Genomic DNA, 25,551 nt, shown 5'->3' with positions numbered 1-25,551 from the left:
ATGCCTTCACTAAAGGATCTGAAAAACCGCATTGCCTCCGTGAAGGCGACGCAGAAGATTACCAAGGCGATGAAAATGGTCGCCGCGGCGAAGCTTCGGCGCGCCCAGGAAGCTGCGGAGGCCGCCCGGCCTTATTCTCAGCGCATGAGCGCCGTTCTTGCCAACATCGCCACGGCGGTCGAGGCTGACGTTGCTCCGGCGCTGATGACCGGCACCGGCAAGGACGACGTGCATCTGCTCGTCGTCTGCACGGCTGAACGTGGTCTTTGCGGCGGTTTCAACTCGCAAATCGCCCGTTTTGCCCGCGATCAAGCCCGCAAGCTGATTTCCGAAGGCAAGACGGTCAAGATTATCACGGTCGGCAAGAAGGGTTACGACAGCCTTCGCCGCGAATTTGCATCGCTCATCATCGAGCGTATCGAACTGCGTGACGTGAAGAAGGTCGGCTTTGAAAACGCCGACCAGATCGCCAAGAAGGTGATCTCGCTCTTCAACGCGGGTGAATTCGATGTCTGCACGCTGATCTACTCGGAATTCAAGTCCGTCATCAGCCAGATCCCGACCGGCCTGCAGCTCATTCCGGCCGCAACGCCTGTTGTGGAAGCGGCTGAGACGACGCAGACCGCCGTCTACGAATATGAGCCGGATGCGGCTTCTATTCTGGAAGACCTTATTCCGCGCAACATTTCGGTTCAGGTTTTCCGGGCTCTGCTCGAAAACGTTGCCGGTGAAATGGGCGCCAAGATGAGCGCGATGGACAATGCAACGCGCAATGCCGGTGAGATGATCAACAAGCTGACGCTTTCCTATAACCGTCAGCGTCAGGCTCAGATCACCAAGGAACTCATTGAAATCATTTCGGGCGCGGAAGCGCTCTGAGGTAAGGAAAGAGGGTAAGGATAATGGCTAAGGCAGCTACCCCCAAGAAAACCGCAGCGGTGAACGGCGCGGGCAAGGTTACCCAGGTTATCGGCGCTGTTGTCGACGTGGCGTTCGAAGGCGAACTGCCTCCGATCCTGAACGCGCTCGAAACACAGAACAATGGCAACCGCCTCGTTCTGGAAGTTGCGCAGCATCTCGGCGAAAACGTCGTGCGCACGATCGCCATGGACTCGACCGAAGGTCTGGTTCGCGGTCAGTCCGTTGCTGACACGGGCGCACCGATCGAGGTTCCTGTTGGTCTGGAAACGCTCGGCCGCATCATGAACGTCATCGGCGAGCCGGTTGACGAAGCCGGTCCGATCGTAACGGCCAAGAAGCGCGCCATCCACCAGGACGCACCGTCTTACGTCGAGCAGTCGACGGAAGGCCAGATCCTCGTCACCGGCATCAAGGTCGTCGACCTTCTCGCTCCTTACGCCAAGGGCGGCAAGATCGGCCTCTTCGGCGGCGCCGGCGTGGGCAAGACAGTTCTCATCATGGAACTGATCAACAACGTCGCCAAGGCGCATGGTGGTTACTCGGTATTCGCCGGCGTGGGTGAACGTACCCGCGAAGGTAACGACCTCTACCACGAAATGATCGAATCGAACGTCAACAAGCTCGGCGGCGGCGAAGGCTCCAAGGCTGCGCTCGTTTACGGCCAGATGAACGAACCGCCGGGCGCCCGCGCTCGCGTCGCTCTGACCGGTCTGACGATCGCTGAAAACTTCCGCGATGAAGGCCAGGACGTTCTGTTCTTCGTGGACAACATCTTCCGCTTCACGCAGGCTGGTTCGGAAGTGTCGGCTCTGCTCGGCCGTATTCCTTCGGCCGTGGGCTATCAGCCGACGCTGGCAACCGACATGGGCCAGATGCAGGAACGCATCACCACCACGAACAAGGGTTCCATCACCTCGGTTCAGGCAATTTACGTTCCCGCCGACGACTTGACCGACCCGGCGCCGGCAACCTCGTTCGCGCATCTAGACGCAACGACGGTTCTGTCGCGTTCGATCGCTGAAAAGGGTATTTACCCGGCTGTCGACCCGCTCGACTCCACCTCGCGCATGCTCGACCCGATGATCGTCGGCGAAGAGCACTACGAAGTTGCCCGTAAGGTTCAGTCGACCCTGCAGCGCTACAAGTCTCTCCAGGACATCATCGCCATTCTCGGCATGGACGAACTGTCGGAAGAAGACAAGCTGACGGTTGCCCGCGCCCGCAAGATCGAGCGCTTCCTGTCGCAGCCGTTCTTCGTTGCTGAAGTCTTCACCGGTTCTCCGGGCAAGCTCGTCGCGCTCGAAGACACGATCAAGGGCTTCAAGGGCCTGGTCAACGGCGAATATGACAGCCTGCCGGAAGCAGCTTTCTACATGGTCGGTTCGATGGAAGAAGCCATCGAAAAGGCAAAGAAGCTGACTGCTGAAGTCGCCTGATTATAAATTGGCGGGCGCGTGGTGTTACCGCGCGCCTTCCGACCAATGACAGCGAAACCGAAACGACTTTCGTCTGCGTTGTTAAAAGACAAGTCCGTGACGCCCGCGTAATTGAAAAGAAGTGAATAGCCATGGCTGACAGTTTCAAATTCGATCTCGTTTCCCCGGAGCGTCTGCTCGTTTCCGAAACGGTTACGGAAGTCGTCATCCCGGCTACGCTGGGTGAAATGACCGTTCTGGCCAATCACGCACCGACGATGACCACGATCAAGCCGGGTCTGGTGACGGTGAAATTCGCTTCAGGCGAAACCCACAAATACGTCGTCTTCGGCGGTTTTGCCGATATTCTGCCGACCGGCTGCACGCTTCTTGCCGAATCCGCTGTTTCGGCTGACGATATGTCCCCTGATACGCTGCAGAAGCGCATCGATGCGGCCAAGGCCGAAATCCAGGAAGGCAATCATCACCACGAGCATCTGACCAAGCTTGAAAAGCACCTCTATGAGCTGACGAACCTGCATGAGGTTCTCGTCGCTGCTTGAAAGCACCGGGCGGGTTCGAAAGAATGACTGCCCACAAAATATTTAAAACAAAAAAGCGGCCGTTTCGGCCGCTTTTTTTGTTTTCAGCTGTCTCCTGTTTCCTCCGCTTGGGATATGTCGGGTTGCCGCCCAAGGCACATCACGCGGCATTGGCTCGCTTTTACCGAAATCGATTCCGATTTTTTAGGTGATGGGCTAGATGTGAAAACGAAGAGGAATACCGCTTTACCGGTCACAGATCGAGTTGGTGGTGTGTTTTCCGTCATGGAGGAATGATCGTCGTGTCGGTAGAAGCAAGTTATCGAAGGGTTGCCAGAACCGCTTTGCGTGAGGGCGCGATTGCCACAGGTGAGCGTGCCGTGCCGGAAGAGGTGCCTGTTGCTTTTTCTTATGGAGGCAGCACCCATGCCGTGATGATGGCCAGCCCTGCCGATCTCATCGATTTTGCCGTCGGCTTCAGCCTCACCGAGGGCATCATATCGATGCGTTCCGAAATCCAGGCCATTGAAGTGGTCGAGGCGGGGCAGGGTTACGATGTCCAAGTGGATTTGACGGATGCCGAGGCCGATGCGCTGCGGGCAAGACGACGGCATATGGCAGGCCCGGTTGGCTGCGGTCTCTGTGGCATTGAATCGATAGAGCAGGCGGTTCGTGTCGTGCCTGATTTGAGCAGCGTGAAATCGTCGGTCCACGGCAACGATATCGTTGCGGCTGTGAAGGCCCTGAACGATGCACAAACCCTCAATCGCGAAACAAGGGCTGTTCACGGTGCCGGGTTTTATAATCCGCGTGAGGGGCTTTTGGCGGCGCGCGAAGATGTCGGCCGCCACAATGCGCTCGATAAATTGGCCGGTGCGGTGGTGAATGCGGGTGTTTCCGCGCAGACGGGTATTGTGGCGGTTACCAGCCGCCTGTCGGTGGAGATGGTGCAGAAGACGGCGATCCTCGGCTGTCCGGTTCTGGCGGCGATCTCCGCCCCCACGGCGCTCGCCATCGAAACTGCCGATAGAGCGGGCATTACGCTTGTTGCGTTGGTCCGGGGTGAAGACTTCGAAATCTTCACCCGTGCGGACCGTATTATTCTGTAGCCTCGGCGGTTGGCTTCGGGATGGGCGGGTTTAGAATTCCGCCCATTCGGCTGCCGCATTGCCATGCGCCCTTGCCGTGGCATATCGCGGCTGAGGTGTCGGCAGCCGGGATATGCTGGCGGCTTTTTTATCGACGGGCTGGGCAGATGATATCTGTCCGTCGCCGGATATTTTGAACTGTCGCAGCAATACATAGAGGTTGTCGGCCTCACTGGCGAGGCCGTGGCTGGCGGCAGTGGTTTCTTCCACCATGGCGGCATTTTTCTGAGTTGCCTGATCCATAACGTTGACGGCGTGATTGATTTCCTTCAGCCCGTTCGCTTGTTCGCGCGATGCCTCGACGATTGCCGAGACATTTATGTCGATTTCGCCCATCTGCGACTGAATATCCCGCAAGGCCTCACCGGTTCTGCCGACGAGATCGACGCCGTTGGCGACCTGTTCCCGGGAGGTGTTGATGAGCGATTTGATTTCCTTGGCCGCGACGGCGGAGCGTTGCGCCAGCTCGCGCACTTCCTGCGCCACAACGGCAAAACCCTTGCCGGCCTCCCCGGCGCGGGCGGCTTCGACCCCTGCATTCAGGGCCAGAAGGTTGGTCTGGAAGGCGATGTCGTCGATCACGCCGATGATGTTGGTGATTTCGCCGGAGGAACGCGAAATCGCGTCCATGGCGGAAATCGCCTGCTGAACGACGTCGCCGGAATGTTCGGCATGTTCCCTCGTCCGCAACACCAGCTTGCCCGCTTCACCGGCACGCTGGCTGGCATCGGTCACGGTGGTGGTGATTTCTTCGAGAGCGGCCGCAGTTTCTTCCAGCGAGGCCGCCTGTTGTTCGGTGCGTTGCGAAAGTTGATCGGCGGCGATGCGGATTTCGCCCGAACCGGAGGCGATTGTCGAGGCATTGTGAGAGATCGTCTGCATGGTGGCCTGCAGCTTGCCGACGACCTCATTAAAGTCCGCACGCAGCTTCTCCATGCTGGGCACGAAGCTGGTGTCGAGGCGCTGCACGAGGTCGCCCGCAGCCAGCGCCTGCAAGGCATCGGCAAGGAGGGTGATGGCGCTCATGCGCGGGGTCACGTCGGTGGCGAATTTCACCACTTTCACGACTTTTCCCGCCTCATCCAGGACCGGGTTGTAGGCGGCCTGGATCCATATTTCCTTGCCGTTCTTTCCATAGCGGACAAATTCGTCGGAAATGAATTCTCCCGATGCCAGCCGCTGCCAGAAATTGGCGTAAGTCGCGGATGCGGTATAGGCCGGATCGCAGAACATGCGATGGTGTTTGCCCTCGATTTCCTTCAGGTCGTAGTTCACCGTTGCGCAGAAGTTAGGATTGGCGGTGATGATCGTACCGTCGGGGAAAAACTCGATGGTGGCCTGAGAGCGGGATAACGCCTCCAGCTTGCCTGCATCTTCGACGGCCTTGATCCTCTTGGCGGTGATGTCGGTCGCGATCTTGACGACCTTGTAGGGTTTGCCCGAGCGGAAGACAGGATTGTAGGATGCTTCGATCCAGACGGCTGATCCATCCTTGCGGATGCGGCGATACTCCTTCGCCTGAAATTCGCCGCGTGCAAGAGATTCCCAGAACTCCTGATAGGCGTGCGATGCGGCAATCTCCCGGTCGCAGAAGATGCGATGGTGCTTGCCGACGATTTCTGCGAGATCATAACCCAGCGCCATGCAGAAATTGCGGTTTGCGGTGAGAATATTACCCTTGAGATCGAATTCTATGACCGCCTGCGATCTGGATATCGCATCGAGCATATTTCGATTATCTGCGCTTTTTCCTAACCCCAGCATTAACGTCCCCCAAATATCGGTCGACGGGGCGGCTCGCCGCACCCAAGGTGTGGTCCGCGCCGTATCATGTTGAACAACGAACAGGTTTTGCCGCCATTGGCAGCAATGCAGGCACTTGCGACTTTACGGCCTTCGTCAGCTATCGGACCCTGATGAGATAAGACGCGGGTGAGGTTACTGTTCGTTGGCTTCTAATATTAGATATCTATAATATTAAAATGTTCTTATTTAAGTTGTGGGGCGCGCTGGAAAACAAAAACCGCCGGGGGTGCTCCGGCGGTCTGGTTCTGTTGTCGATGAAAGCAGTGAAACGCTTGCGTCAGACTGTAATCGCCTGATCAGGCGGCAAGATCTTCGGCTTCGGTTCCCTTGAACATCTTTGCGAGGTTCAGGAAGCAGATCATGCCGTGTTCGTTGGCGATGATGCCTTCGGAATAGGACTTGTCGAAAGACGCCGAGATTTCCGGAACCGGTTGTACCTGGTTTGCCGGGATCGTGAGGATGTCCGAAACGCGGTCAACCAGCATGCCGATGACCATGTTGTGCACTTCGGCCACCACGATGGCGCTTCGTTCATTGGCGACGGTGCTCTTCATACCGAGCTTGTGGGCCAGATCGATGATCGGAATGACCGAGCCGCGCAGGTTCATGACGCCGATGACGTCTTTCGGCGCGTGGGGAATGGGCGTGGAAGGCGCCCAGCCGCGGATTTCGCGGATGGTCGTCGTCTTCACGCAGAACTCCTGATCATGCAGGCGGAATGCGATGATTTCGAGCGTCTCACCGCCAAAATTGGTAGAGTTAATCATTGCCATCAGAATTCTTCCCAATGCTCGCTGTGGAGGCCGGCGCAAGTGCACCGACACTTGCATGTGCGAATTTGGCGTTCTGCCTGGTGCCTGAACAGCCGGAAATACTATTTCCGTCTTCAATGGAAGATTCGTAGCATGAGATGGTTTCGCAAACCTAAATGCGGAGCCGTCTCAATATTCCTTCTCGTAAAATATCCCGGCCGCACCTTCGCCATTGCCGCCTGCTTCGCCGCGCAATTTCACGCCGCGCCCGACATCGAGGTTGATGATGGCCTTTGCGCCGGATTCGCCGCTCTGCTGCAGCTCAAGATAGGTTCTTTCATTGAGATACTTGCCGGCGGAAACGCGGGCCTGTCCCTCGGAATCCGTGGAAATATCGAGATCGTCGACACCGAGATTGCTTCGGAGCTTGTCGAACAGCGAGGTGGAGCGTCCGCCGGCCAGCTGGGCGGCGGCATCGGCCAGCCGCGCGATCTGCAGCGCCGAGAGTTTCGACATGGACTGTCCGAAGATCAGCTGCGCCATCACCTCATCCTGTGGCAGCGCCGGTGCGGAGGAGAAGGCAAAGGTCGGGTCGTTGGCATTGCCGGAAACGGATACGGTGACTGTGGTCGAACCCACCGTCGAATCCGCCTTCATATCGAGAACCGGGACAAGGCCGCCGCCGAAGGTGATATTGCCTGTCGTGAAATCCAGGCGGCGGGTGAGGATTTCCAGCCGGCCGCGGCGCATCTCAAAGCCACCGGAGATGACGGGTACGGCGGCCGTGCCGCGGATGGTCAGATTGCCCGTCAGTTCCGCATCAATCCCGCGGCCGCGCACGAAGATACCGCTCGGCGCATTCACCTGCAGATCGAGATTGATGGTGGAGGAGCTTCCGCTTCCGCCCTGGTCCGCTCCGAGCGCCTTGGCCTGAGCGCGCACCTTTGGCGGTGCGTTCTTGTGCTTGACGTCGATTTCCGTCAGCGAGGCCGGAAGTTTCTCCGGAATGGTGATGGCGCTTCTGTCGAGCGTCAGGTTGCCACCGAGCACTGGCGAATTCAGCAGCGGCCCTTTCAACGTCAGCGTGCCGCTCACCACCGTCGTTACCAGCGTACCGTCATTATAACCGGCACGATCGAGCGTGATCGAAATATCGGCGGGGAAACCCGAGCCGCCGGCAATGCCGATGTTGCCCGTACCCGAGATCGTTCCACCGCCAGCGAGCTTGCCCGTCAATCTGGAAATGACGGCACGGTCGCGGTCAAACGTGATCGTTGCGCCCAGACCATTGATCGTCAGGTTCCGGCGCACATCCGTCAGGCGTGTGCTATCGGTGGTGATGCTGCCGGTCACCACAGGTGCGGATGCAGTGCCGGAGATCTTGACGTCGATGGCGGCGGTGCCATCCACATCAAGGCCCTGTGCGGCGGTTTGCGCGGCAACGGCGCTGAAAGGCAGCCGGCCGGAGAATGCCATGGAAAGTGGGCGATAGCCGGCGATGCCGAGCGAGCCACCGCCGGAAAGCGACATGCCGCCCTGACCGGTCACGTCAGTGTCGATCTGCAAGTTGCCGCCGGCAAACCGGCCATTCGCCTTGATGCCAAGGGCGGCAAGCCCGGCGGCACGCGTCTGCGCAACCTCGGCATTGGCCCAGTTCAGATTATAATCAACCGAGGGGTCGGATGCCGCGCCCTTGGCGCTGACCGTGCCGGATATGCTGCCTGCCGCATCCAGCCCGGCGGCAAAGGCGTTGGCGAGGCTCGCGGGAAGCGAGCGGATATCGGCCTTGATATCGAGGGTCGAACCGGCGGTGCCGTTGACCTCAACGCGACCATCGCCCGTGATGATGGTCAGATCACTGATGCGGGCCGTACCATTCTGGATGGCGATGGTGCTTGGTTTTTCAAGCCGTACTGGAATTCCCTTGGGGGCGGCCGAAAAGGTGTCGACCCGCACGGTCATGGGTGAGCCGCCGGTATCGGCGCTGCCTTTCACCACCAGCGGCGCATTGTCATAGCGGCCGTTGACATCGAACGCGGTCGTTGTGCCGGAATGTCCGATGGTGGCATTCAGGCCTGAAATCGCGGCCGTGCCGGCATTGACGCTGTCGGCGCTGATCTTGCCGTTGATGGCGAGAGCCTTGATGTCATCGATGGAAATATCGGCGGCCAGCTTTGAAATCGTTGTCGTGCCCTGGCGGATGCTGCCGCCATTTGCCTTTATCGTCGCGGCGATCTTGCCATTGGCGTCGCTCAGCGCGATATCGCCGGCAATATCACCATCCGCCTGCTGTGCGGCCAGTGCGGCCAGCAGGGCGAGATCGGGGAAATTGAAGGAGAGATTGCCCGTTGGCAGGAACTGCTGCGAAATTTGCAGCTTCCCGTCCAGAATGTTGCGGCCCACCGCGACATGAAGTTCGGGTATTGCCGTGCCATTTTCGGTCTGCACCACATTGGCGTTGGCGTCGATCTTCTGCCGGTCGAGGCTGCCGCTGGCCGTCAGCTTTGCCTGCGGCGCGGCCGGGTCGGCCTTACCGGAGGCATTGACCTTCAGTGCTTCGAGTTTTCGTCCGGCAAGGACGGCGCTTTCGGAACTCAGGGTCACGTTGAAATCGGGGGCGGCAAGCGCACCGCTGGCTTCGATTGCAAAATCGGCAACGCCCTTCGCCTGCGGCGTCAGCTTTTCCAGTGCCGGGAATTTGCCCTTGAGGTCGGCGCTTAGTGCATCATTTTCGAGGCTGGCATTACCAGCCGCCTCGATCGTTCCTGACTTGATGACGAGGTTCTCGATACTGGTGCGTCCACCGATGATCAGGTCGATGTCGCCCTGGAGGGCGATGGTGGTGTCGAATTTCTCCGCGAGTGCCGGTGGAAGCGTGGCGGGTAACGCGAAGAGCTGGACGCTTGACGTCAGGCGGTTATCAGTGAGATCGAAACTGCCGTTCAGCGTTCCGCCGACGCTGGCGCTTTCCAGCGTTGCGCCGTTAAAACCGATGGCGGAAGAGGTAAGATTGAACGGCGCCTTGATGGTAAGAGGCGCGCGTACCAGCCGGTCGATATCTGGACTGACGAAGGATGATTGCGCGACGGACAGGACGGTAGCGATCGTACCGCTGCGGTCGGCGATATTGAGATCGGCGCTCTCGGCGGTCAGTTTGACATCGTCAAGCCGGCCCTGTGGCAGCGCGAGGCTGCGCAGGGAAACCGTGGTGTTGAGGTGTGCGGCATCCGCACCACCCTTCAGGGAAAGATCGAGGCCGTTGATGAGGGCCTGAATTTCACCATTGCCGAGTGGCCAGCGGAAATCCACCGGGCCGGCGGTACCGATGAGATTGGCGGCCAAATCGTTCTGACCATTCGGATCCACGGTGCCTGATGCCGTCAGCAGCAGCGTGCCGGTCTCCAGCGTACTGCTGCCGATGTCGATGCGGCCCTGTGGGTAGAGTGTGGCATTCGCGTCGAGTTTCGTCTCACCGGCAAAAAGCTGGCGGAAGGCAGGTGGCAGCAGCAGATCGGGCTGGCCACCGCCTGCAATCTCGATACGGCGCGTTCCGTCGTCGCCAAGAAGATGACGGCCGGTGACATTGACCACCGCATTACCGGCGACATTGCCGCGCAGGGTGCCGGTCCAGCTGGAAAGCGGGCCTTCGCCATTGAGGTCTATTGCCACCGCAGGCGTGCCGGGAAGCGAAAGCAGGGTTGCGAGCAGGCCGCCTTCGGGTTCCTTCATCTCAGCTTTCAGCTTCAGCACGTTCTCATTCGGCAGGAATGCAACGTCGGCATTGACCTCCGCATCCACAGCATTGCGCCTGTGAGCGGTGAGCGAAAGCCGCATGTCGTCCTGGGCGGCCTTGAGGTTGCCTTCCGCCGTCAGGTCGAAGGCGCGGCCGAGAAGCGATTGCTCAAGGCTGATATCCGGGAAGCTGAAATTATCGATGACGATTTCAATAGGAAGGGAAGAACCGCTGGAGCTCTTGCCTGTCGTCTGCTGGGCCGGCAGCGGTTGGCGCTCCACATCGATCGATCCGGCCGAGACATGGTCAGCATGGAAGGTGCCGGCAAGCAGTGACAGTGGCGACCAGTCGACGGCAATCTGGTTCAGGCGAGCATAGGGTCCCTGCCGATCTGAAAGCGTGACGTTATCGAGCCGCAGGCGGCCGGTCAGAAGGCCACCCGGAGGAGAAATCTCGATGGTCTGATCGGGTGTCGATACGAGCGATGAAATCTGTTTTGCGGCAATCCGGGCGCCCATCGGCGTAAAACCGATGAACAGCACCGCAAACAACACCAGCACCACGCAGCAGAGTGCAGCGTAGCCCAGCCATTTCAGCAATCGAATCAACATTTCCATCAAGGGTAATCTACACTCTGTTGCTAGGGTGTTCGACTGCGGCGTTTAAAAAGACTGGCCGATACCAGCATAAATGCCGAAATTGTTGCCGCCGTCGTATTTTTCAAGCGGCATGGCGACATCGAGACGCAGAGGCCCGAAAGGCGTCGCGTAACGCAGGCCGATACCGGCGCCAGCCCGGATATCGGAGAAATCGGGTGTTACCCCATCAGAAACGACACCGGCGTCGAAAAACGGCACAAGGCCGATGGTATCGGTGACCTTGACGCGAGCCTCAACGGAGCCAACGACATAGGAGCGGCCGCCGGTCGCATCGCCCGCCGCATTATAGGGCGAAATTTCCTGGTAGCTGTAGCCGCGGACCGATCCGCCGCCACCGGCGAAAAAGCGCCGTGTTGTCGGGATGTCCTGCAGATCGCTGCCGCCGACCAGAACACCGCCGGAGAGCTTTCCAGCCATGATCAACCGGTCTTCGGCACCGAGGCCTTTATAACCTGTTATCGAGCCTTCGAGGGACGAGAAGAAGGTGCCGTTCAGGGCTTCGTAGCTTGGCTTTGCCGCGATGGATGCGCGGAAGCCCTCGGTCGGATTAAGCTTGTCGTCGCGTGTATCGCGCACGAATTCCAGCGGTATCGAGGTCGTCAGATATTCATTTTTGCCGAATGCGTCTTCGGTGTCTGCCCATTGGACCTCAAAACCCGCGGCGGCTGTGTCCGTATCGTTCAGTTCGTAGGCGAAACCGGCCGTGCCCGTCAGCGTCTTGGCCCTGTAGGTGTCCGGGTTTTCGGTCTTGGCAATCAGGCTGGTCTTGAATGTCGTGCGGGGGTTGAACATCCCCGGCTTGGTGAAGGTGATGCCTGCCGAATAATCCATGCCTTCGACGCTCGATGCCTCCGCAATACGCGAAACAGAGCCTTCGATGCGCAGTGATTCCGCCTGTCCGAAGAGGTTACGGTGACCCCAATATCCTTGAAGCCCGATGCCTTCGGTCGTCGAATATTGCGCACCGACGCCGAAATAACGGTGCTTGCCTTCGGATACTTCGATGGTGAGCGGAATGGTGCCGTCGCGGGCGAGCGTTCCCGCCTCCTTGATCGTCAGGCTGGAAAAGACGCCGAGCTGGCGCAGGCGGTCGGCGGCCTTGCGCAGCTTTTCCGGAGAATAGGGCTCGCCGCCATTAAGGCGCGAATAACGGCGGATGAAGTCGCCATCGACGGTTTTTTCACCGGTGACGGTGACTGTGCCGAGCGGCGCAACGGGGCCACCTTCAGCTGCCATCGTAATGTCGACCGTATTCGTCGCGTGGTTTGCGACCGCCTCGCGTTTCGTCAGTTTCGCGAGCGGCCGGCCTTCCGCCTTCAGATCATCGATCAGTTTGTTGCCAGCGCGGATGATTGCCAGAGACCCGGCATCACCGCCGTTGATCAGGCCGTATTCCTCCAGATTGCGGCCCGTGACATCACCTTCGAGGCGGACATTGCCGAGGGTGAATTTCGGACCAGGCGTCACCGTTATGACCACGGGTACGGGCGTGCTGTGATCGAAAACCGGGTTGGGAGGCAGGTCATCAACGTTCTTTCCGGCCACGGTCACGTTGACGATGCCGCCATAGCGGGCGTTTTCATAGAGTGCCGCGATCAGCCTGTCCCTGTCGTCTCGCGCCTTTATCAGAAGGCCGAGATCGCCGGAGGCAGGTTTGTCCTTGTCGGCCAGAAGAAGCGAGCTGTTTTCCAGGCTGCCTTTGAGGGACTTGTCGGCATCGGCCGCGTCAAGCGTGACGGCATATTTGACCGGGTTGATAACTTCGACCTCCGGTTCTTCCGAACCCCAGAGGCGCATGCCGAACAGTTTGAAGGCGAAAGCATCACGGGCAAACGCCGGATACAGGGCGAACGTCAAAGCAACCGCAAGCGCGGTGCCAGCTTTCCGATACGCAATACCTGTCTTCGGGTTAGTTCGTGTTCTTCGCATAAGCTGCTTTATGGTTGAGCATTTATTGTCGCCCTAACCCGTTTCCTGTCCGTTAACATTGCAATTTAATCATAAATAAACGGCTTTGAGGACTCTCGCGCTGATGTTTTGCCGCCATTAACGCAAAAAGCCCCGGGTGACCGGGGCTTCTGTGCAACTGTCTGTCGTGCAGCGATTAACGGCAACGTGCCGTGTAACGCTGGCCATACTGGTCGCGATAATAGCAATAGCCCGGCTCGGAAGCGTTACCGATCAGAGCACCGCCCACGCCGCCGATGGCTGCGCCAACTGCTGCGCCACGAACGTTACCAGTGACCGCACCACCGATAACAGCGCCGGAAACGGCACCGATCGAAGCACCCTTTTCGGTCTGCGTGCAGCTTGCAAGCGACAGGCCGACCAGCGCAAATATGATTGCCTTTTTCATGAAACTCTCTCCAACGTTACAATGAGCTCTTCGGCTCGGTAGGCGTCCCATATTTATCTGCGGCGACTGCTACCTCCGACCGCCACAGATAACTAACAATTCGATGTCGTTTAGGGAAGCCTCGTCTTTCGGCATTCCTTCGAGCGTAAATCGATTGCGTGCCAGACAACGGCGCCACGCGAAAAAGGTTCCAAATCTCTCGGTTTTTTGATGTGAATCAATTTTGCACTTTTCATAAGCGTCTATAAACGGTTTATTGGAATGGTTCAAAACAACGGCGAATTGACGCAGACGTGGTTAAAGCAGCTCGCAAGGGTTGACGGTCCCGGTGTCGGGGCAGAAAACGATTTGGTCAATTCTGGAGCATGGCATGGACTTCGAGGCATTTTTTACGACGGAACTGCAAAGCCTGCATTCTGAGGGACGTTATCGCGTTTTTGCGGATATCGAGCGCCAGCAGGGTAATTTCCCCCGCGCGACACGGTACAACGCCAATGGTGAGTGCAAGGACGTAACCGTCTGGTGCTCCAACGACTATCTCGGCATGGGCCAGAACCCGAAAGTCATCGAAGCCATGAAGGCCGCCATCGATCACTGTGGCGCGGGTGCGGGAGGCACCCGGAACATTTCTGGCACCAACCATTATCATGTCCTGCTGGAGCAGGAACTCGCTGATCTGCACGGCAAGGAATCAGCCTTGATCTTCACGTCGGGCTATGTTTCCAACTGGGCAACGCTCGGCACGCTCGGCCAGAAAATTCCAGGCCTCATTATCTTCTCTGACGCGCTCAACCACGCATCGATGATCGAGGGCATTCGTTACGGTCGTTGCGAGCGGGTGATCTGGAAACACAACGATCTCGAAGATCTCGAAGCGAAGCTTAAGGCTGCTGATCCCAATGCGCCGAAGCTGATTGCCTTTGAATCCGTCTACTCGATGGATGGCGATATAGCGCCGATCAAGGAAATCTGCGATCTGGCCGACCGTTATGGCGCCATGACCTATCTCGACGAAGTCCATGCCGTTGGCATGTACGGTCCGCGTGGCGGCGGTATTGCCGAGCGCGAAGGCCTGATGGATCGCCTGACGATCATCGAGGGGACGCTTGGCAAGGCCTTCGGCGTGATGGGTGGTTATATCACCGGCTCCACCGCAGTCTGCGATTTCATCCGTTCTTTCGCCTCCGGCTTCATCTTCACGACGGCCCTGCCGCCGTCGCTCGCTGCCGGCGCAATTGCCTCAATCCAGCATCTGAAGGCCAGCCCTTTCGAGCGTGCCCGCCATCAGGACCGGGTGCGGAAGCTGCGCGGTCTTCTCGATGCCCGCGGCATTCCGCATATGGACAATCCAAGCCACATCGTGCCGGTCATGGTGGGCGATGCCGCCAAGTGCAAATGGATTTCGGATATCCTGCTGGATAGTCACGGCGTCTATGTGCAGCCGATCAATTATCCGACGGTGCCGCGCAAGACCGAGCGGCTGCGCATCACCCCGACGCCGCTGCATAGCGATGCTGACATCGAGCATCTGGTCGGTGCGCTGCATCAGCTGTGGTCGCATTGCGCGCTGGCACGTGCGGTGGCTTAAGGGCCGCAGTTCAGATTGCAGAATTCAGGGCCGCGTTTACGCGGCCTTTTCTTTTGTGGCGATGAGTTCCAGCGCATGGCGGCGGGCTTCTTCGTCCGCTGCAAACACATCGTCCATCGTCTCGGCGGTCCGACCGTCATGCATCCGGTCCATGACCGTTTCGACGATTTCGGCCATGTCAAGAAAACCGATGCCACCAGCGACGAAGGCGTGAAAGGCGGTCTCCTCGGCTGCGTTGAGGGCCGCGCCCTGCAAACCGCCGCGCTCCAGCGCCATGCGCGCGAGCCGCAGCGCCGGGAACCGGGCTTCATCCGGTGCTTCGAAATCGAGCCGCGCCAGTTTCGCGAAATCCAGGCGCTCGACGCTCAGATTGCCGCGCTCAGGATAGGTGAGGGCATAGGAGATGGCGGTGCGCATGTCGGGAGAGCCGAGCTGCGCGATATAGGAGCCGTCAGTGTAGCCAACCATCGAATGGATGATCGATTGTGGATGGACAATCACGTCCACCTGATCAGGCCTGAGATCGAAGAGATATTTCGCCTCGATCATTTCCAGCCCCTTGTTGAACATGGAGGCACTGCCGATCGAGACCTTCAGCCCCATCGACCAGTTGGGATGGGCGCGGGCGATATCCGCCGTGACGTTGGACATCTCGTCCCGCGACCAGGTGCGGAACGGCCCGCCGGAAGCCGTCAGCACGATGCGTTCCACCGCCTGTTTGTGTTCACCCGTCAGGCACTGGAAGATTGCGCTGTGTTCGCTGTCGACCGGGATCAGCCGGCCGCCGCCCTGTTTGACAGTGCGCAGAAAAACATCGCCCGCCGAAACGAGGCATTCCTTGTTGGCAAGTGCAATATCGGCACCACGCCGGGCGGCCGTCAGTGTCGGGGCGAGGCCGGGGGTGCCGGCAATCGCGGCCATCACCCAGCCGGCATCCATCGAGGCTGCCTCTTCAAGGCCGGCCATGCCCGCCGCGACCTTGATGCCGGTGCCTGCCAGCGCCGATTTCAGCGCTTTATATTTATCATCGTCCGCAGTGACCGCGAGCTGCGCGCCAAATTCCCGCGCCTGTTCGGCCAGAAGCGCGATGTTTCCCGCGCCGGTCAGCGCCATGATCTCGAACCCGTCGCGGCCACCCAGCTGACGCACGACATCCAGAGTATTGGTGCCGATCGAACCCGTCGAACCCAATATGGTCAGCTTGCGTGGCATTTCACTGGCATTCGTCATCTTCAGCCCGTCGGTTTTATTTGGCAGATTTAGGCTCTACTCGCGAAAACCCGCCATAACAAGGACAAAGCCCAGGCTATTGTTTTTGTGAAGCGCAAAGCCATATGCAAGAAAAAGACAAGAGGATGTTGATGCGACGTTTCGTGGTTTCCAGCGGCTGGATTTTTGCGGCAAGCCTTGTGCTGGTTCTGGTTTTCATTCCTTTCGATCCGCGCCTTTCCGAATCCGCGCAGGCACTGCCGGGCCGAATAGTCACCTTCAATCGCGCGATTACCGATTTCGGAACCTTCCGTTGGATGCTTTACTCCACGGGCGCGCTCGCCATTCTTGCTTATGTTGCCGCACGTGTCCTGCAGGCGCAGACCTATGGCGGGCGGCTGAGAACGGCGTGGCGGCTTCTCGCTTATTTTTTCCTGACGATCGGCACGGCGAGTATTCTCGTCCATACGCTGAAATTCCTGATCGGGCGGGCGCGGCCGGAGCTTTTTCTGGAAATGGGCGCCTACAGCCTCACGCCTTTAACCGGCGACAATCTTTATGAGAGTTTCCCCTCAGGCCATTCGACGGCTGCCGGGGCGTTTTTCGGTGTTTTCGCCATGCTGATGCCGCGCTTCCGCTGGGCGTTCCTGCTGCTTGCGCTCGTGATCGGCGTTTCGCGTGTCATCGTCGGTGCGCATTATCCAAGCGATGTCGCAGCCGGGCTGCTGCTCGGCCTGTGGACGGCCATGGCCTTCGCCTTTATCTTTGCCCGGTTCGAAATGCTGTTCCGTTTCGACGCACAGGGCTGGCCGCAGCCGAAGAATGCAAGCCCTCCGGCGGCTGAAACAAGATAAAGAGATTTAACGGGACGGGATGGGGGCGAGGGTGATGGAAGACGCGAAAGCCAGGCATGAAAAGGACGGCAGAACCGTTCAGAACATCCGCACCTGTGTTGCCGTGGCCGGTGGCGGACCGGCAGGCATGATGCTCGGCCTGCTGCTCGCCCGCAGCGGTATCGATGTTGTCGTCGTCGAGAAACACGGGGATTTTCTGCGCGATTTTCGCGGCGACACCATCCATCCTTCCACGCTTGAACTGATGGAACAGCTCGGTTTCATCGAGGAGTTCTTAAGCCTTCCGCATACACGCGCGCCGCGGCTGAACGCAGTTATCGGTGGCGAGCGTGTGACGATTGCGGATTTTTCCCGCCTGCCGGTCCGGCATCGGTTCATCGCCTTCATGCCGCAATGGGATTTTCTCAATTTCATCGTCGGCAAGGCAGGGCAATATGAAAATTTCCGCCTGCTGATGAATGCGCCGGTCACCGGCCTCATCGAACGGGACGGGCGCGTCGGCGGCCTCACCGTCGAAACGCCGGAAGGGGTCATCGAGATCGCTGCCGATCTGGTGGTCGGTGCGGATGGCCGCAACTCCCTCGTCCGTGAGGCGGCAGGGCTCGAGGTCCAGCGCTTCGGCATCCCGACCGAAGTGCTGTGGCTACGCCTTTCGAAACAGCCTGACGATCCGACCGAAACCATGGGGCATGCCGGTTCGCGACAGGGTTTCGTGATGATCAACCGGGGTGACTACTGGCAATGCGGTTATGTAGTGCGCAAGGGATTTTTCGCGGACATAAAGCTGGAGGGGATCGAAGCCTTCCGGGACAGGGTCGCGGAAATCTGCCCTTTCCCACGCGAAAGGCTCGATGAGCTCAAGAGCTGGGACGATGTGCATCTCCTTACCGTTCGTATCGACCGCCTGAAGCGCTGGTGGAAGCCCGGTCTGATCTGCATCGGCGATGCGGCCCATGCCATGTCGCCCGTCGGCGGCGTCGGCGTCAATCTGGCCATTCAGGACGCGGTTGCCGCCGCCAATATATTGGTGCCGGTGCTGGTGTCCGGCCGGGCCATTCGTGATGATGACCTCGCCGCAATCGAAAAGCGGCGGTCCTTCCCGACCAAGGCCACGCAGTTTCTGCAGCGGATGATGCGTATCGGTCGCAAGAAAGGGCAAGAGGAAAGAGCGGAAAAGCCCAAAGGCCCGCCTGCCTTCGTGCGGGCGATTATTCGATTTCCGCTTCTTTCCCATCTGACTGGCCGGCTGGTGGGGCTGGGTTTCCGTCGGGAAAAGATTGAGACGCCGTGAGAGCCATCAGGACGGGCGGGCGATCTCCTGCGCATATTTCAACCCGATAACGGCTGATCCGATCAGCCCCGGCTCGATGCGGCAGATGGCGGGCACGACCAGTGGACGGTTGAAGCGCCGGAGAATGCGGCCCCTGACTGCTTCATCCAATGCAGCGAGAAGCTCCCGCGAGTTCGAAAGCCCGCCGCCCACCGGCACAATGGTCGCGCCGGTAACATTGATCACCATCGCCAGCGGCGAGGCGAGAATATCGATGAGGACATCGATGGTTCTGGCGGCTTTTGCATCGCCCGCCTGCCAGGCGGCGATAATATCCTCGCTGGTCATCTCCTGCCGGTGCAGGTGCGCATGCAGTTTTTCCATGCCTCGCGCGCTGCCGATGGCGTCGACACAGCCGGTGAGGCCACAGCCGCATTCGAAGCGGGGCAGCGAGACCGGCGGATTACCGGCCGATGTCGCGGCCACGGGACCATGGCCCCATTCGCCGGCGAAACCGCCGTGGCTGTTGATGAGCTTGCCGTCGATTACCAGCCCGCCGCCGACACCGGTTCCAAGGATGACGCCGAAAACCACGCGGTGGCCCTGACCCGAGCCGATTTCCGATTCGGCGATCACGAAACAATCCGCGTCATTCGACACGATGACTGGAAAGTTGAGGGCTTTTTCCAACTCGTCCTTCAAGACCCGGCCATGAATGCTCGGAATATTGGCAACGGTGGCCTTGCCGGTGTCGGGATCGATGACCCCGGCAATCGACAACGAAACGCAACCGGGCGTGCCGCCGCTCGCATCGATGACGGATTTGAGGCCGGCGGCGAAGTCTTCGAAACTGGTTTTCGGCGTTGGTATGCGTGGCACGGGGCGAATGTCGTCCGGGGCATGGGCAATCGCGCCCTTGATAGTCGTTCCGCCAATATCGAAACAAACGATCATGGTTCACACTCCGGAATGCACGGCATCGTAGGTTTGTTCTCCGCCAATCCAGGTCGAATGCATCTGGAGGCCGGGCGTCAGCACAACAAAATCGGCATCGAAACCGGGCAGGAGTTTTCCCTTGCCCGATGCGCCGACGGCCTGTGCAGGATAGGCGGATGCCATTCTCAAAGCTTCCTCCAGCGGCATCTCCAGCTTTTCATGCATGAAGCGGACGCAGGAGAGCATGTCGATATCCGCCCCAGCAAGCGTGCCGTCTTCAAGTGTCAGTCGCCCGCCATTGCGATAGACGCGTCTGCCATTCAGTTCGAAACCATCGTCATCCGTGCCGATGGTCGACATGGCGTCGGTGACGAGGAAAATCCGGCCCGGGCCATTCTTGGCGCGTAGCGCAATGCCGATGGCGGCGGGATCGACATGAAATCCGTCGGCGATCAGCCCGCAATCCAGCCCGCCGTTCGAAAGGGCGGCGCCCACCAGACCGGGTTCGCGGTGACCAAGCGGGCTCATGGCGTTGAAAAGATGCGTCACCATGGAAGCGCCGGCCTCGGTATAGGCCGCTGCAACATCGAGGCCGGTATCGGTATGGCCGAGACTGACCACGATGCCGGCTTTTCTCAGCGCTGCGACCTGTTCCTCGGTGACGTTCTCAGGGGCAATGGTCGTCATCACGAAGGCCAGTTCCGCCTTGCAGCCGACCAGAACGGCAAGATCGGCCGTCTCCATCTTGCGGATCAGCGCCGGATCATGGGTGCCCTTGCGTGCGACGGAAAGATGCGGCCCTTCGAAATGCAGGCCCAGAAAGCCCGGCACCTGCGTCTTGCCGGCGGCAATACCCACCTGCGCTGCTTTCGAGGTTACATCCGGCCGGTCGGTAATGAGCGTGACCATCAGCGCCGTTGTGCCGAACCTGGCGTGAGCGGAACAGATGCGGGCAATGCCTTCGACATCCGGCTGGTTGTTGAACATCACCCCGCCGCCGCCATTGACCTGGAGATCGATGAATCCAGGCGCGATCAGCAGTCCCTTCACATCGATCATCTCGGCTTCGGCTGGCACGCTGTCTGAAATGGCAGCAACATGCCCGTCACCGACCACGAGCACTCTGCCCTCGTGCCATGCGGCGCCGTCGAAAATGCGGGCGCCGACAAATGCCTTGATGCCGCTCATTGTGTTTCCGTTACCTTCTTCAATGCCACGGGTGCATCCGGGTTGAAGCCGCGTGCGCGGGATAATTGTTCGATGAAGCCGTAAAACGGCGCAATCAGCAGCAATGCATCGGTCAGCGGGTGGTTGGTCTCCACGAAGGGCAGGGGCTTGGCCGGGCTGCCCTTTGTGGAGGTGACGAAAACATTCGCACCTTTATTGGCAAGGCTTGCGGCGATATCCGTGACCGAGGTCTCGGCACGGTCGCGGGCGGCAAAGGCGATGACGGGGAATTGCGGCGCCACCAGCGAGACCGGGCCATGCATGACTTCAGCCGAGGAATAGGCTTCGGCATGCAGCTCGCAGGTTTCCTTGCATTTCAGCGCGGCTTCCGCGGCGATGGCAAGAGCAGGGCCGCGGCCCAGCATGTAAAGCGATTCTTCGCCCTTCACCGCCTCGCCGATATGGCTCCAATCGAGCGCGATGGCCTTGGCGAAATTCTGCGGCAGGGCGCTGACGGCGCTGGCAAGGAGACTGTCTTCCGTCCATTCGGCAAGGATCGCCAGACCGGCAACGATGGAATTGACGAAGGATTTGGTCGCTGCCACGGCCTTTTCCGGGCCCGCCTGGATATTGATGGCGTGGTCGGCCGCCTCACCCAGGGGGGAAGGCAGGGTGTTGACGAGCGAGAAGGTGAGCGCGCCGCCCTTGCGGGCGCTTTGTGCGAGCGCGACGATGTCAGGGCTCTTACCGGATTGCGAGACGGCGAAGGCCGCTGCCCGTTCCAGCCGCAGTTTCGTCTGATAGATGGAGGCGAGCGAAGGCCCGAGCGAGGCGACCGGCAGGCCGGTCTGCAATTCGATTGCATATTTCAGGAAATGTGCGGCATGATCGGAGGAGCCGCGGGCAATGGTGACGACGACTGCCGGGTCACGGGCCTTCAACTTGCTTCCGGCTTCCTGGAAGTCGGCCTTGGCATTGTCCAGCAGGCGGGCGACAGCATCGGGAATCTCATCGATTTCCTGGCGCATCAGGGTTGTCATCGTTTCATGTCCTTGATCAATGTTTCACTCTGGACCCATCGTCAGTTCGGCGACGAGGTCGTAGGCATCACTGCGGTAAAGCGCTAGGGATATTTCCATGAGGCGCCCGCTTTCCAAATAAGCCATGCGCTGAACGGAAAGCGCTGCCGAGCCCAGCGGCACCCCAAGCAGTAGGGTTTCCTCATCCGTGAGATTGCGGGCCGAGATGCGCTGAATGGCGCGCACGGGGCGAATGCCGCTCTTCTCAAGCTCCAGATAAAGCGAATTTTCGACGAGTTGCGGATCGGGCAGAATATCGCCCGGCAGGCTGGTGACTTCCAGTGCGATCGGCTGGTCATTGGCAAGACGCAGGCGCGTTAGCCGTGCCACCATGGCGGATTGGGAAAGGCCGAGTGTCATCATCTCATCGCCGGTGGGGTGGAAAAGGCCCCTGTCCAGCCAGCGGGTACTTGCCGTCATGCCGCGCCGGCGCATGTCTTCGGTGAAGGAGGTGAGCTTGGTCAGCGGCTGCTGCATGCGGGTGATGGGCTTGACGACAAAGGTGCCCGAACCATGCCGACGAACGAGAAGGCCGTCGCGGACGAGATCATCCACCGCCTTGCGCACGGTGACGCGGCTGACGCAGGCACTTTCGGCAATATCGCGTTCCGGCGGCAGCGCGTCGCCATGCTTAAGCCGGCCGCCATTGATGGCGTCTTCGATCGTCTGGCGCAATTTCAGGTACAGCGGACCGCCGCCTGATTGCAGGTCCTCCAGATTAAGCGCTGCCCCGTTCATCCATAACCTCTGTCACAATCCGATATGGCTGCTTCTGGCTATACCACAGAAGATGCGATCGGCAATACCAAAATAGAACCATTAGCGAACTTGTATGATTAATCGGAGCATTTTTCGATCTAATGCCTTAAATTAAGGCCATATGATCGAAATTTCCGCATTAACCAAAAAAATTTTCCCATTGCCGTAATTTCTCTAGACGATTGGCATTTTTTTGGTATTGTTTTGGCATCGGTTGCCGGTGAATAGCTGTTGCGCGTCCCGCTGGCCTGGAAGAATCGGTTTCTTATCCGTGACTTGCCAGAGTAAATCGAATTTTGCTTGACCGTTCTGAAAACTAATTTCATCATGGTCAGAAATTATCGCAGATAACTGAATAACCAACACAGAAATGGTTGCTTCTGCGAAAATTATTTACGAGTGAGCAGGGAACAAAGTTCATGAAGGTGGGAATTATCGGACTCGGATTCCGTCTCGGTTATCTGGGCTACGTTTTTCACGAGATCGACAAGGATTTCGAGATCGTCGGTTATGTCGATCCTCATCCGGCAGGCCTGCCGGGTTTGCAGGAAAAGGGCATTTCAGCCGGCAAGGTCTATGACAGTCCGGAAGCGCTGATCGCCGGCGAAAAATTCGATCTCCTGATGATCGGCTCGCCGAACCACATGCATCTGGAGCATATCCGCATCGGGCTTGAGGCGGGTTGCACCATCTTCTCTGAAAAACCCATCGTCGTCAGCATCGAGGAAAGCCTCGAACTCGCCCGGCTTCTTAACAAGCACGGCCATGAGCGGCTGCTGGTCGGCCTCGTCCTGCGGTATTCGCCGCTTTACCGCGATCTGCGCGCCGCGCAGGCCGAAGGCAAGCTGGGTGACGTCGTCTCCATCGAGGCTTCCGAACATATTCCGCCCTATCATGGCGCGTTCTTCATGCGCGACTGGCGGCGTTACGAGAATTATTCCGGCTCCTTCATGCTGGAAAAATGCTGCCACGATCTCGATCTCTATAATGGCGTGGTTGGTGCCCGGCCGCGTTTCGTGTCGAGCTTCGGCGGGCGCAAGAGCTTCACGCCGGCGAACGCGCCGCAGAATGACGGCATCAACGACATGGAGGTCTATCACCGCAAGCCGAGCGGCTGGATGGGCTCCGACAAGGTCTTCGACAGCGACGGCGACATCATCGACTACCAGACCGCGATCGTCGAATATGAAAACGGCGCGTCGCTCGCCTTCCATACCAATCTCAACGTTCCCGACGATTTCCGCCGTTTCTGCGTCATCGGTGCAAAGGGCATGGCTGAGGGAGATTTCGTGCGGGGTTTCCTGAACGTTCACAACGCCCGCACCAATGAAAAGACCGTCGCCAAGACCTATTCGGCGGCAACCACGCTCTCGCAGCATTATGGCGCGGATGAGCAGATGGCCGAGGATGTGATCGCCCATATCGTCAGGGCTGCGCCCTTGCCGGTTTCCGCGCTCGACGCGATCGAGGCCGGCATTCTGGCGCTTGCCATGGATGAAGCGCGCCATGGCCGCAAGGTGGTCGATCTCAAACCGGTGTGGGAGGAGTACGATCTTGCGCTGCACGGTCAGCCGAAATCCCCCGCCGTGAAATCGGCTTGAGGAGGGCTGCGTAATGGATGCAAAACGCAGCGCAGTCATCTTCGCCTGGTTTCTTCTTCTACCGGCGCTTTTCTACATCACACTGATCGTCGCCTATCCGCTCGTCGACACATTCATCCTGTCGTTCACCGATGCGTCGCTTAAAAAAGTGACGAATTGGGTCGGTTTCATCAATTACGAGAAAATCTTCAACGCGACTTTTGCCGATGTCATCACGCGGACCTTTGTCTGGACGTTCTTTTCCGTCTCGATAAAGATGATCATCGGCACATTTGGTGCAGTGCTGCTGAACTCCGCCGTTCCCGGCCGGGCGCTGTTTCGCATCCTGACCATGCCGCCTTGGATCGTGCCGATGGCTATCGGCATCTTCATGTGGGGCTGGATGTATAACGGCCAGTTCGGCATGATTTCCGGTGTGCTGCAGAATCTCGGCCTGGTGGACGGCCCGGTTGCTTTCCTTGCCTATGGCAGAACCGCCTTCTGGGCGACGATCGTCACCGATGTGTGGATCGGGGTGCCGATGGTGACGCTTTATCTTTTGGCCGCAATCCAGTCCATTCCACAGGATCTCTACGAGGCGGCGTGGACGGACGGTGCCAGCCGCTCCTATCGCTTCCGCCGTATCACGCTGCCGCTGATGTTGCCTGCCATGATCACTATGTCGGTTCTGTCGCTGATTTCGACGTTCAATTCCTTCGATATCATCTGGATCCTCACGCGTGGTGGTCCGAACGGCGAAACCACAACGATGATCATCGACACTTACAAGACGGCGATAGGCGCTTACAAATATGGTGAAGGTGCCGCGCGCGCCGTGCTCATCTGCATCTTCCTGTCGATCTTCACCTTCTTCTATTTCCGCATCACCCGGCGTTTCTCGCAGGAGGCCACACGATGACCGACAAACATGCGAGGATCAACCGCTACACCTGGTATGAAATGGTTGGAATCTATTGCGGTATCGCCGTGTTCCTGGCCTTCGTGCTGGCGCCCTTCGTCGAAGGCTTTCTGGTGTCACTGAAGCCGCTCAGCCTGCTGTTTTCCTCACCTTACAAGTTCTGGCCGGAGAACGGCTCCTTTGAGGCGTACCGGACGATGTGGGTGAGCGTGCCGGGTTTCGCGCTTTATATTTTCAATTCGTTCTTCATTGCGGGTTCGATCACCCTGATCGTGCTTGTGCTCGTCATTCCCGCCTCCTATGCCTTCGCGCGTTTCGAGTTCAGGGGAGCCGGCCTGTTGCTCGGAATATTCCTGGCGGTGAAGATGTTCTCCGGTGCGGTGTTGCTCATCCCGCTGTTTCGACTGATGCGGTCCATCGGCGTGCTGAACACCTATTTCGCGATGATCATTCCCGGTGTCGCTTTCATCATCCCCACCGGCATCCTGCTTCTCGTGACCTATATGCGCCGTATCCCGCGGGAGTTGGAGGAAGCGGCCTATGTGGATGGGGCGAGCAGGCTCTATACGCTTCGCAGGGTAGTTTTGCCGATCGCAACCCCGGGCATTGCCGTTGTCGCGATCTCCTCCTTCATCGAGGCCTATGCGCAGCAATTCATCTACGCGCTGACCTTCAACTCAAAGACGGAATACATGCCACTGCCGGTGGGGCTGTTTGCCTATTTCGGCCGGCAGGAAGTCGTCTGGAACGAGCTGATGGCGGCGAGCTTCGTGGGCATCGCACCGGCGATGATCGCGATCTTCCTAATGCAACGATATCTCGTCGGCGGGCTGACCGCCGGCGCGGTGAAATAAGCAA

20 protein-coding genes are annotated in these 25,551 nt (G+C 58.9%); 10 read left to right on the top strand and 10 right to left on the bottom strand.

What is annotated here, in order from left to right:
* The 4 genes from NYR50_RS11680 to fdhD all read left to right on the top strand — a co-directional run bounded on the left by NYR50_RS11680 (position 1) and on the right by fdhD (position 3,987).
* Positions 1–879 carry a F0F1 ATP synthase subunit gamma gene (locus tag NYR50_RS11680; RefSeq protein ID WP_006310772.1) on the top strand — a complete coding sequence of 293 codons (879 nt, stop codon included), beginning with the start codon at positions 1–3 and terminating at the stop codon, positions 877–879.
* Between the two features lie 23 nt (positions 880–902).
* Positions 903–2,357, top strand: coding sequence for a F0F1 ATP synthase subunit beta (gene atpD / locus NYR50_RS11675; protein ID WP_418136052.1), 1,455 nt, complete (start codon positions 903–905; stop codon positions 2,355–2,357).
* 131 nt (positions 2,358–2,488) lie between these two features.
* Positions 2,489–2,899, top strand: coding sequence for a F0F1 ATP synthase subunit epsilon (locus NYR50_RS11670; protein WP_006310765.1), 411 nt, complete (start codon positions 2,489–2,491; stop codon positions 2,897–2,899).
* 272 nt (positions 2,900–3,171) lie between these two features.
* Positions 3,172–3,987 (top strand): formate dehydrogenase accessory sulfurtransferase FdhD, encoded by an 816-nt coding sequence (gene fdhD / locus NYR50_RS11665; protein ID WP_418136051.1) that lies wholly within the window; start codon positions 3,172–3,174, stop codon positions 3,985–3,987.
* A 30-nt stretch (positions 3,988–4,017) separates the two neighbouring features.
* Here fdhD and NYR50_RS11660 read toward each other — a convergent pair whose 3' ends face one another.
* The 5 genes from NYR50_RS11660 to NYR50_RS11640 form a co-directional block, all read right to left on the bottom strand.
* Positions 4,018–5,754: a methyl-accepting chemotaxis protein gene (locus NYR50_RS11660; protein WP_418136050.1), complete on the bottom strand. Its 1,737-nt coding sequence runs from the start codon at positions 5,752–5,754 to the stop codon at positions 4,018–4,020.
* Positions 5,755–6,128: 374 nt separating this feature from the next.
* Positions 6,129–6,605, bottom strand: coding sequence for a chemotaxis protein CheW (locus NYR50_RS11655; RefSeq protein WP_003504949.1), 477 nt, complete (start codon positions 6,603–6,605; stop codon positions 6,129–6,131).
* Between the two features lie 168 nt (positions 6,606–6,773).
* Positions 6,774–10,934, bottom strand: coding sequence for a translocation/assembly module TamB domain-containing protein (locus tag NYR50_RS11650; RefSeq protein ID WP_418136049.1), 4,161 nt, complete (start codon positions 10,932–10,934; stop codon positions 6,774–6,776).
* Between the two features lie 45 nt (positions 10,935–10,979).
* Positions 10,980–12,905, bottom strand: coding sequence for an autotransporter assembly complex protein TamA (locus NYR50_RS11645; RefSeq protein ID WP_418136048.1), 1,926 nt, complete (start codon positions 12,903–12,905; stop codon positions 10,980–10,982).
* A gap of 175 nt (positions 12,906–13,080) precedes the next feature.
* Positions 13,081–13,332 carry a YMGG-like glycine zipper-containing protein gene (locus tag NYR50_RS11640; protein WP_004443753.1) on the bottom strand — a complete coding sequence of 84 codons (252 nt, stop codon included), beginning with the start codon at positions 13,330–13,332 and terminating at the stop codon, positions 13,081–13,083.
* Between the two features lie 370 nt (positions 13,333–13,702).
* Here NYR50_RS11640 and hemA point away from each other — a divergent pair, with 370 nt between their 5' ends.
* Positions 13,703–14,920 (top strand): 5-aminolevulinate synthase, encoded by a 1,218-nt coding sequence (hemA, locus tag NYR50_RS11635; RefSeq protein WP_174009379.1) that lies wholly within the window; start codon positions 13,703–13,705, stop codon positions 14,918–14,920.
* A gap of 36 nt (positions 14,921–14,956) precedes the next feature.
* Here hemA and dxr read toward each other — a convergent pair whose 3' ends face one another.
* Positions 14,957–16,150 carry a 1-deoxy-D-xylulose-5-phosphate reductoisomerase gene (gene dxr / locus NYR50_RS11630; protein WP_418136047.1) on the bottom strand — a complete coding sequence of 398 codons (1,194 nt, stop codon included), beginning with the start codon at positions 16,148–16,150 and terminating at the stop codon, positions 14,957–14,959.
* Between the two features lie 131 nt (positions 16,151–16,281).
* Between dxr and NYR50_RS11625 the strand changes: the two genes are divergently transcribed.
* Entirely contained in the window at positions 16,282–16,983 is a 702-nt protein-coding gene (locus NYR50_RS11625) for a phosphatase PAP2 family protein (protein ID WP_418136046.1), read from the top strand.
* Positions 16,984–17,017: 34 nt separating this feature from the next.
* Positions 17,018–18,274 carry an FAD-dependent oxidoreductase gene (locus tag NYR50_RS11620; protein WP_418136045.1) on the top strand — a complete coding sequence of 419 codons (1,257 nt, stop codon included), beginning with the start codon at positions 17,018–17,020 and terminating at the stop codon, positions 18,272–18,274.
* 6 nt (positions 18,275–18,280) lie between these two features.
* Here NYR50_RS11620 and NYR50_RS11615 read toward each other — a convergent pair whose 3' ends face one another.
* Genes NYR50_RS11615 through NYR50_RS11600 form a run of 4 tightly spaced genes read right to left on the bottom strand, consistent with a single transcriptional unit; the run spans position 18,281 to position 22,173 of the window.
* Positions 18,281–19,207, bottom strand: coding sequence for an ROK family protein (locus tag NYR50_RS11615; RefSeq protein WP_418136044.1), 927 nt, complete (start codon positions 19,205–19,207; stop codon positions 18,281–18,283).
* Positions 19,208–19,210: 3 nt separating this feature from the next.
* On the bottom strand, positions 19,211–20,377 hold the full coding sequence (gene nagA / locus NYR50_RS11610) for an N-acetylglucosamine-6-phosphate deacetylase (protein WP_418136043.1): 1,167 nt from the start codon (positions 20,375–20,377) through the stop codon (positions 19,211–19,213).
* Positions 20,374–21,396, bottom strand: a complete 1,023-nt coding sequence (locus NYR50_RS11605; protein WP_418136042.1) for an SIS domain-containing protein — start codon at positions 21,394–21,396, stop codon at positions 20,374–20,376. The genes nagA and NYR50_RS11605 overlap by 4 nt, the downstream gene beginning before the upstream one ends.
* A 24-nt stretch (positions 21,397–21,420) precedes the next feature.
* Positions 21,421–22,173, bottom strand: a complete 753-nt coding sequence (locus NYR50_RS11600; protein WP_174009372.1) for a GntR family transcriptional regulator — start codon at positions 22,171–22,173, stop codon at positions 21,421–21,423.
* Positions 22,174–22,613: 440 nt separating this feature from the next.
* On the opposite strand from NYR50_RS11600, the gene NYR50_RS11595 reads away from it, so the two are divergent.
* From NYR50_RS11595 to NYR50_RS11585, 3 genes are read left to right on the top strand one after another with little or no spacing between them, the layout of a single operon-like run.
* A complete protein-coding gene (locus NYR50_RS11595; protein ID WP_418136041.1) occupies positions 22,614–23,795 on the top strand; it encodes a Gfo/Idh/MocA family protein in 1,182 nt (393 codons plus the stop codon).
* 13 nt (positions 23,796–23,808) lie between these two features.
* Positions 23,809–24,693, top strand: a complete 885-nt coding sequence (locus tag NYR50_RS11590; protein ID WP_006310748.1) for a carbohydrate ABC transporter permease — start codon at positions 23,809–23,811, stop codon at positions 24,691–24,693.
* Positions 24,690–25,547 carry a carbohydrate ABC transporter permease gene (locus NYR50_RS11585; protein WP_174009370.1) on the top strand — a complete coding sequence of 286 codons (858 nt, stop codon included), beginning with the start codon at positions 24,690–24,692 and terminating at the stop codon, positions 25,545–25,547. The genes NYR50_RS11590 and NYR50_RS11585 overlap by 4 nt, the downstream gene beginning before the upstream one ends.
* The last annotated feature ends 4 nt before the right edge of the window (positions 25,548–25,551 follow it).

Origin of the sequence: Agrobacterium sp. El2ro-1b, assembly GCF_048298475.1 — a bacterium.
In the GTDB taxonomy this organism is placed as follows: domain Bacteria; phylum Pseudomonadota; class Alphaproteobacteria; order Rhizobiales; family Rhizobiaceae; genus Agrobacterium; species Agrobacterium fabrum.
This window is presented reverse-complemented; position numbering and strand designations above follow the sequence as displayed.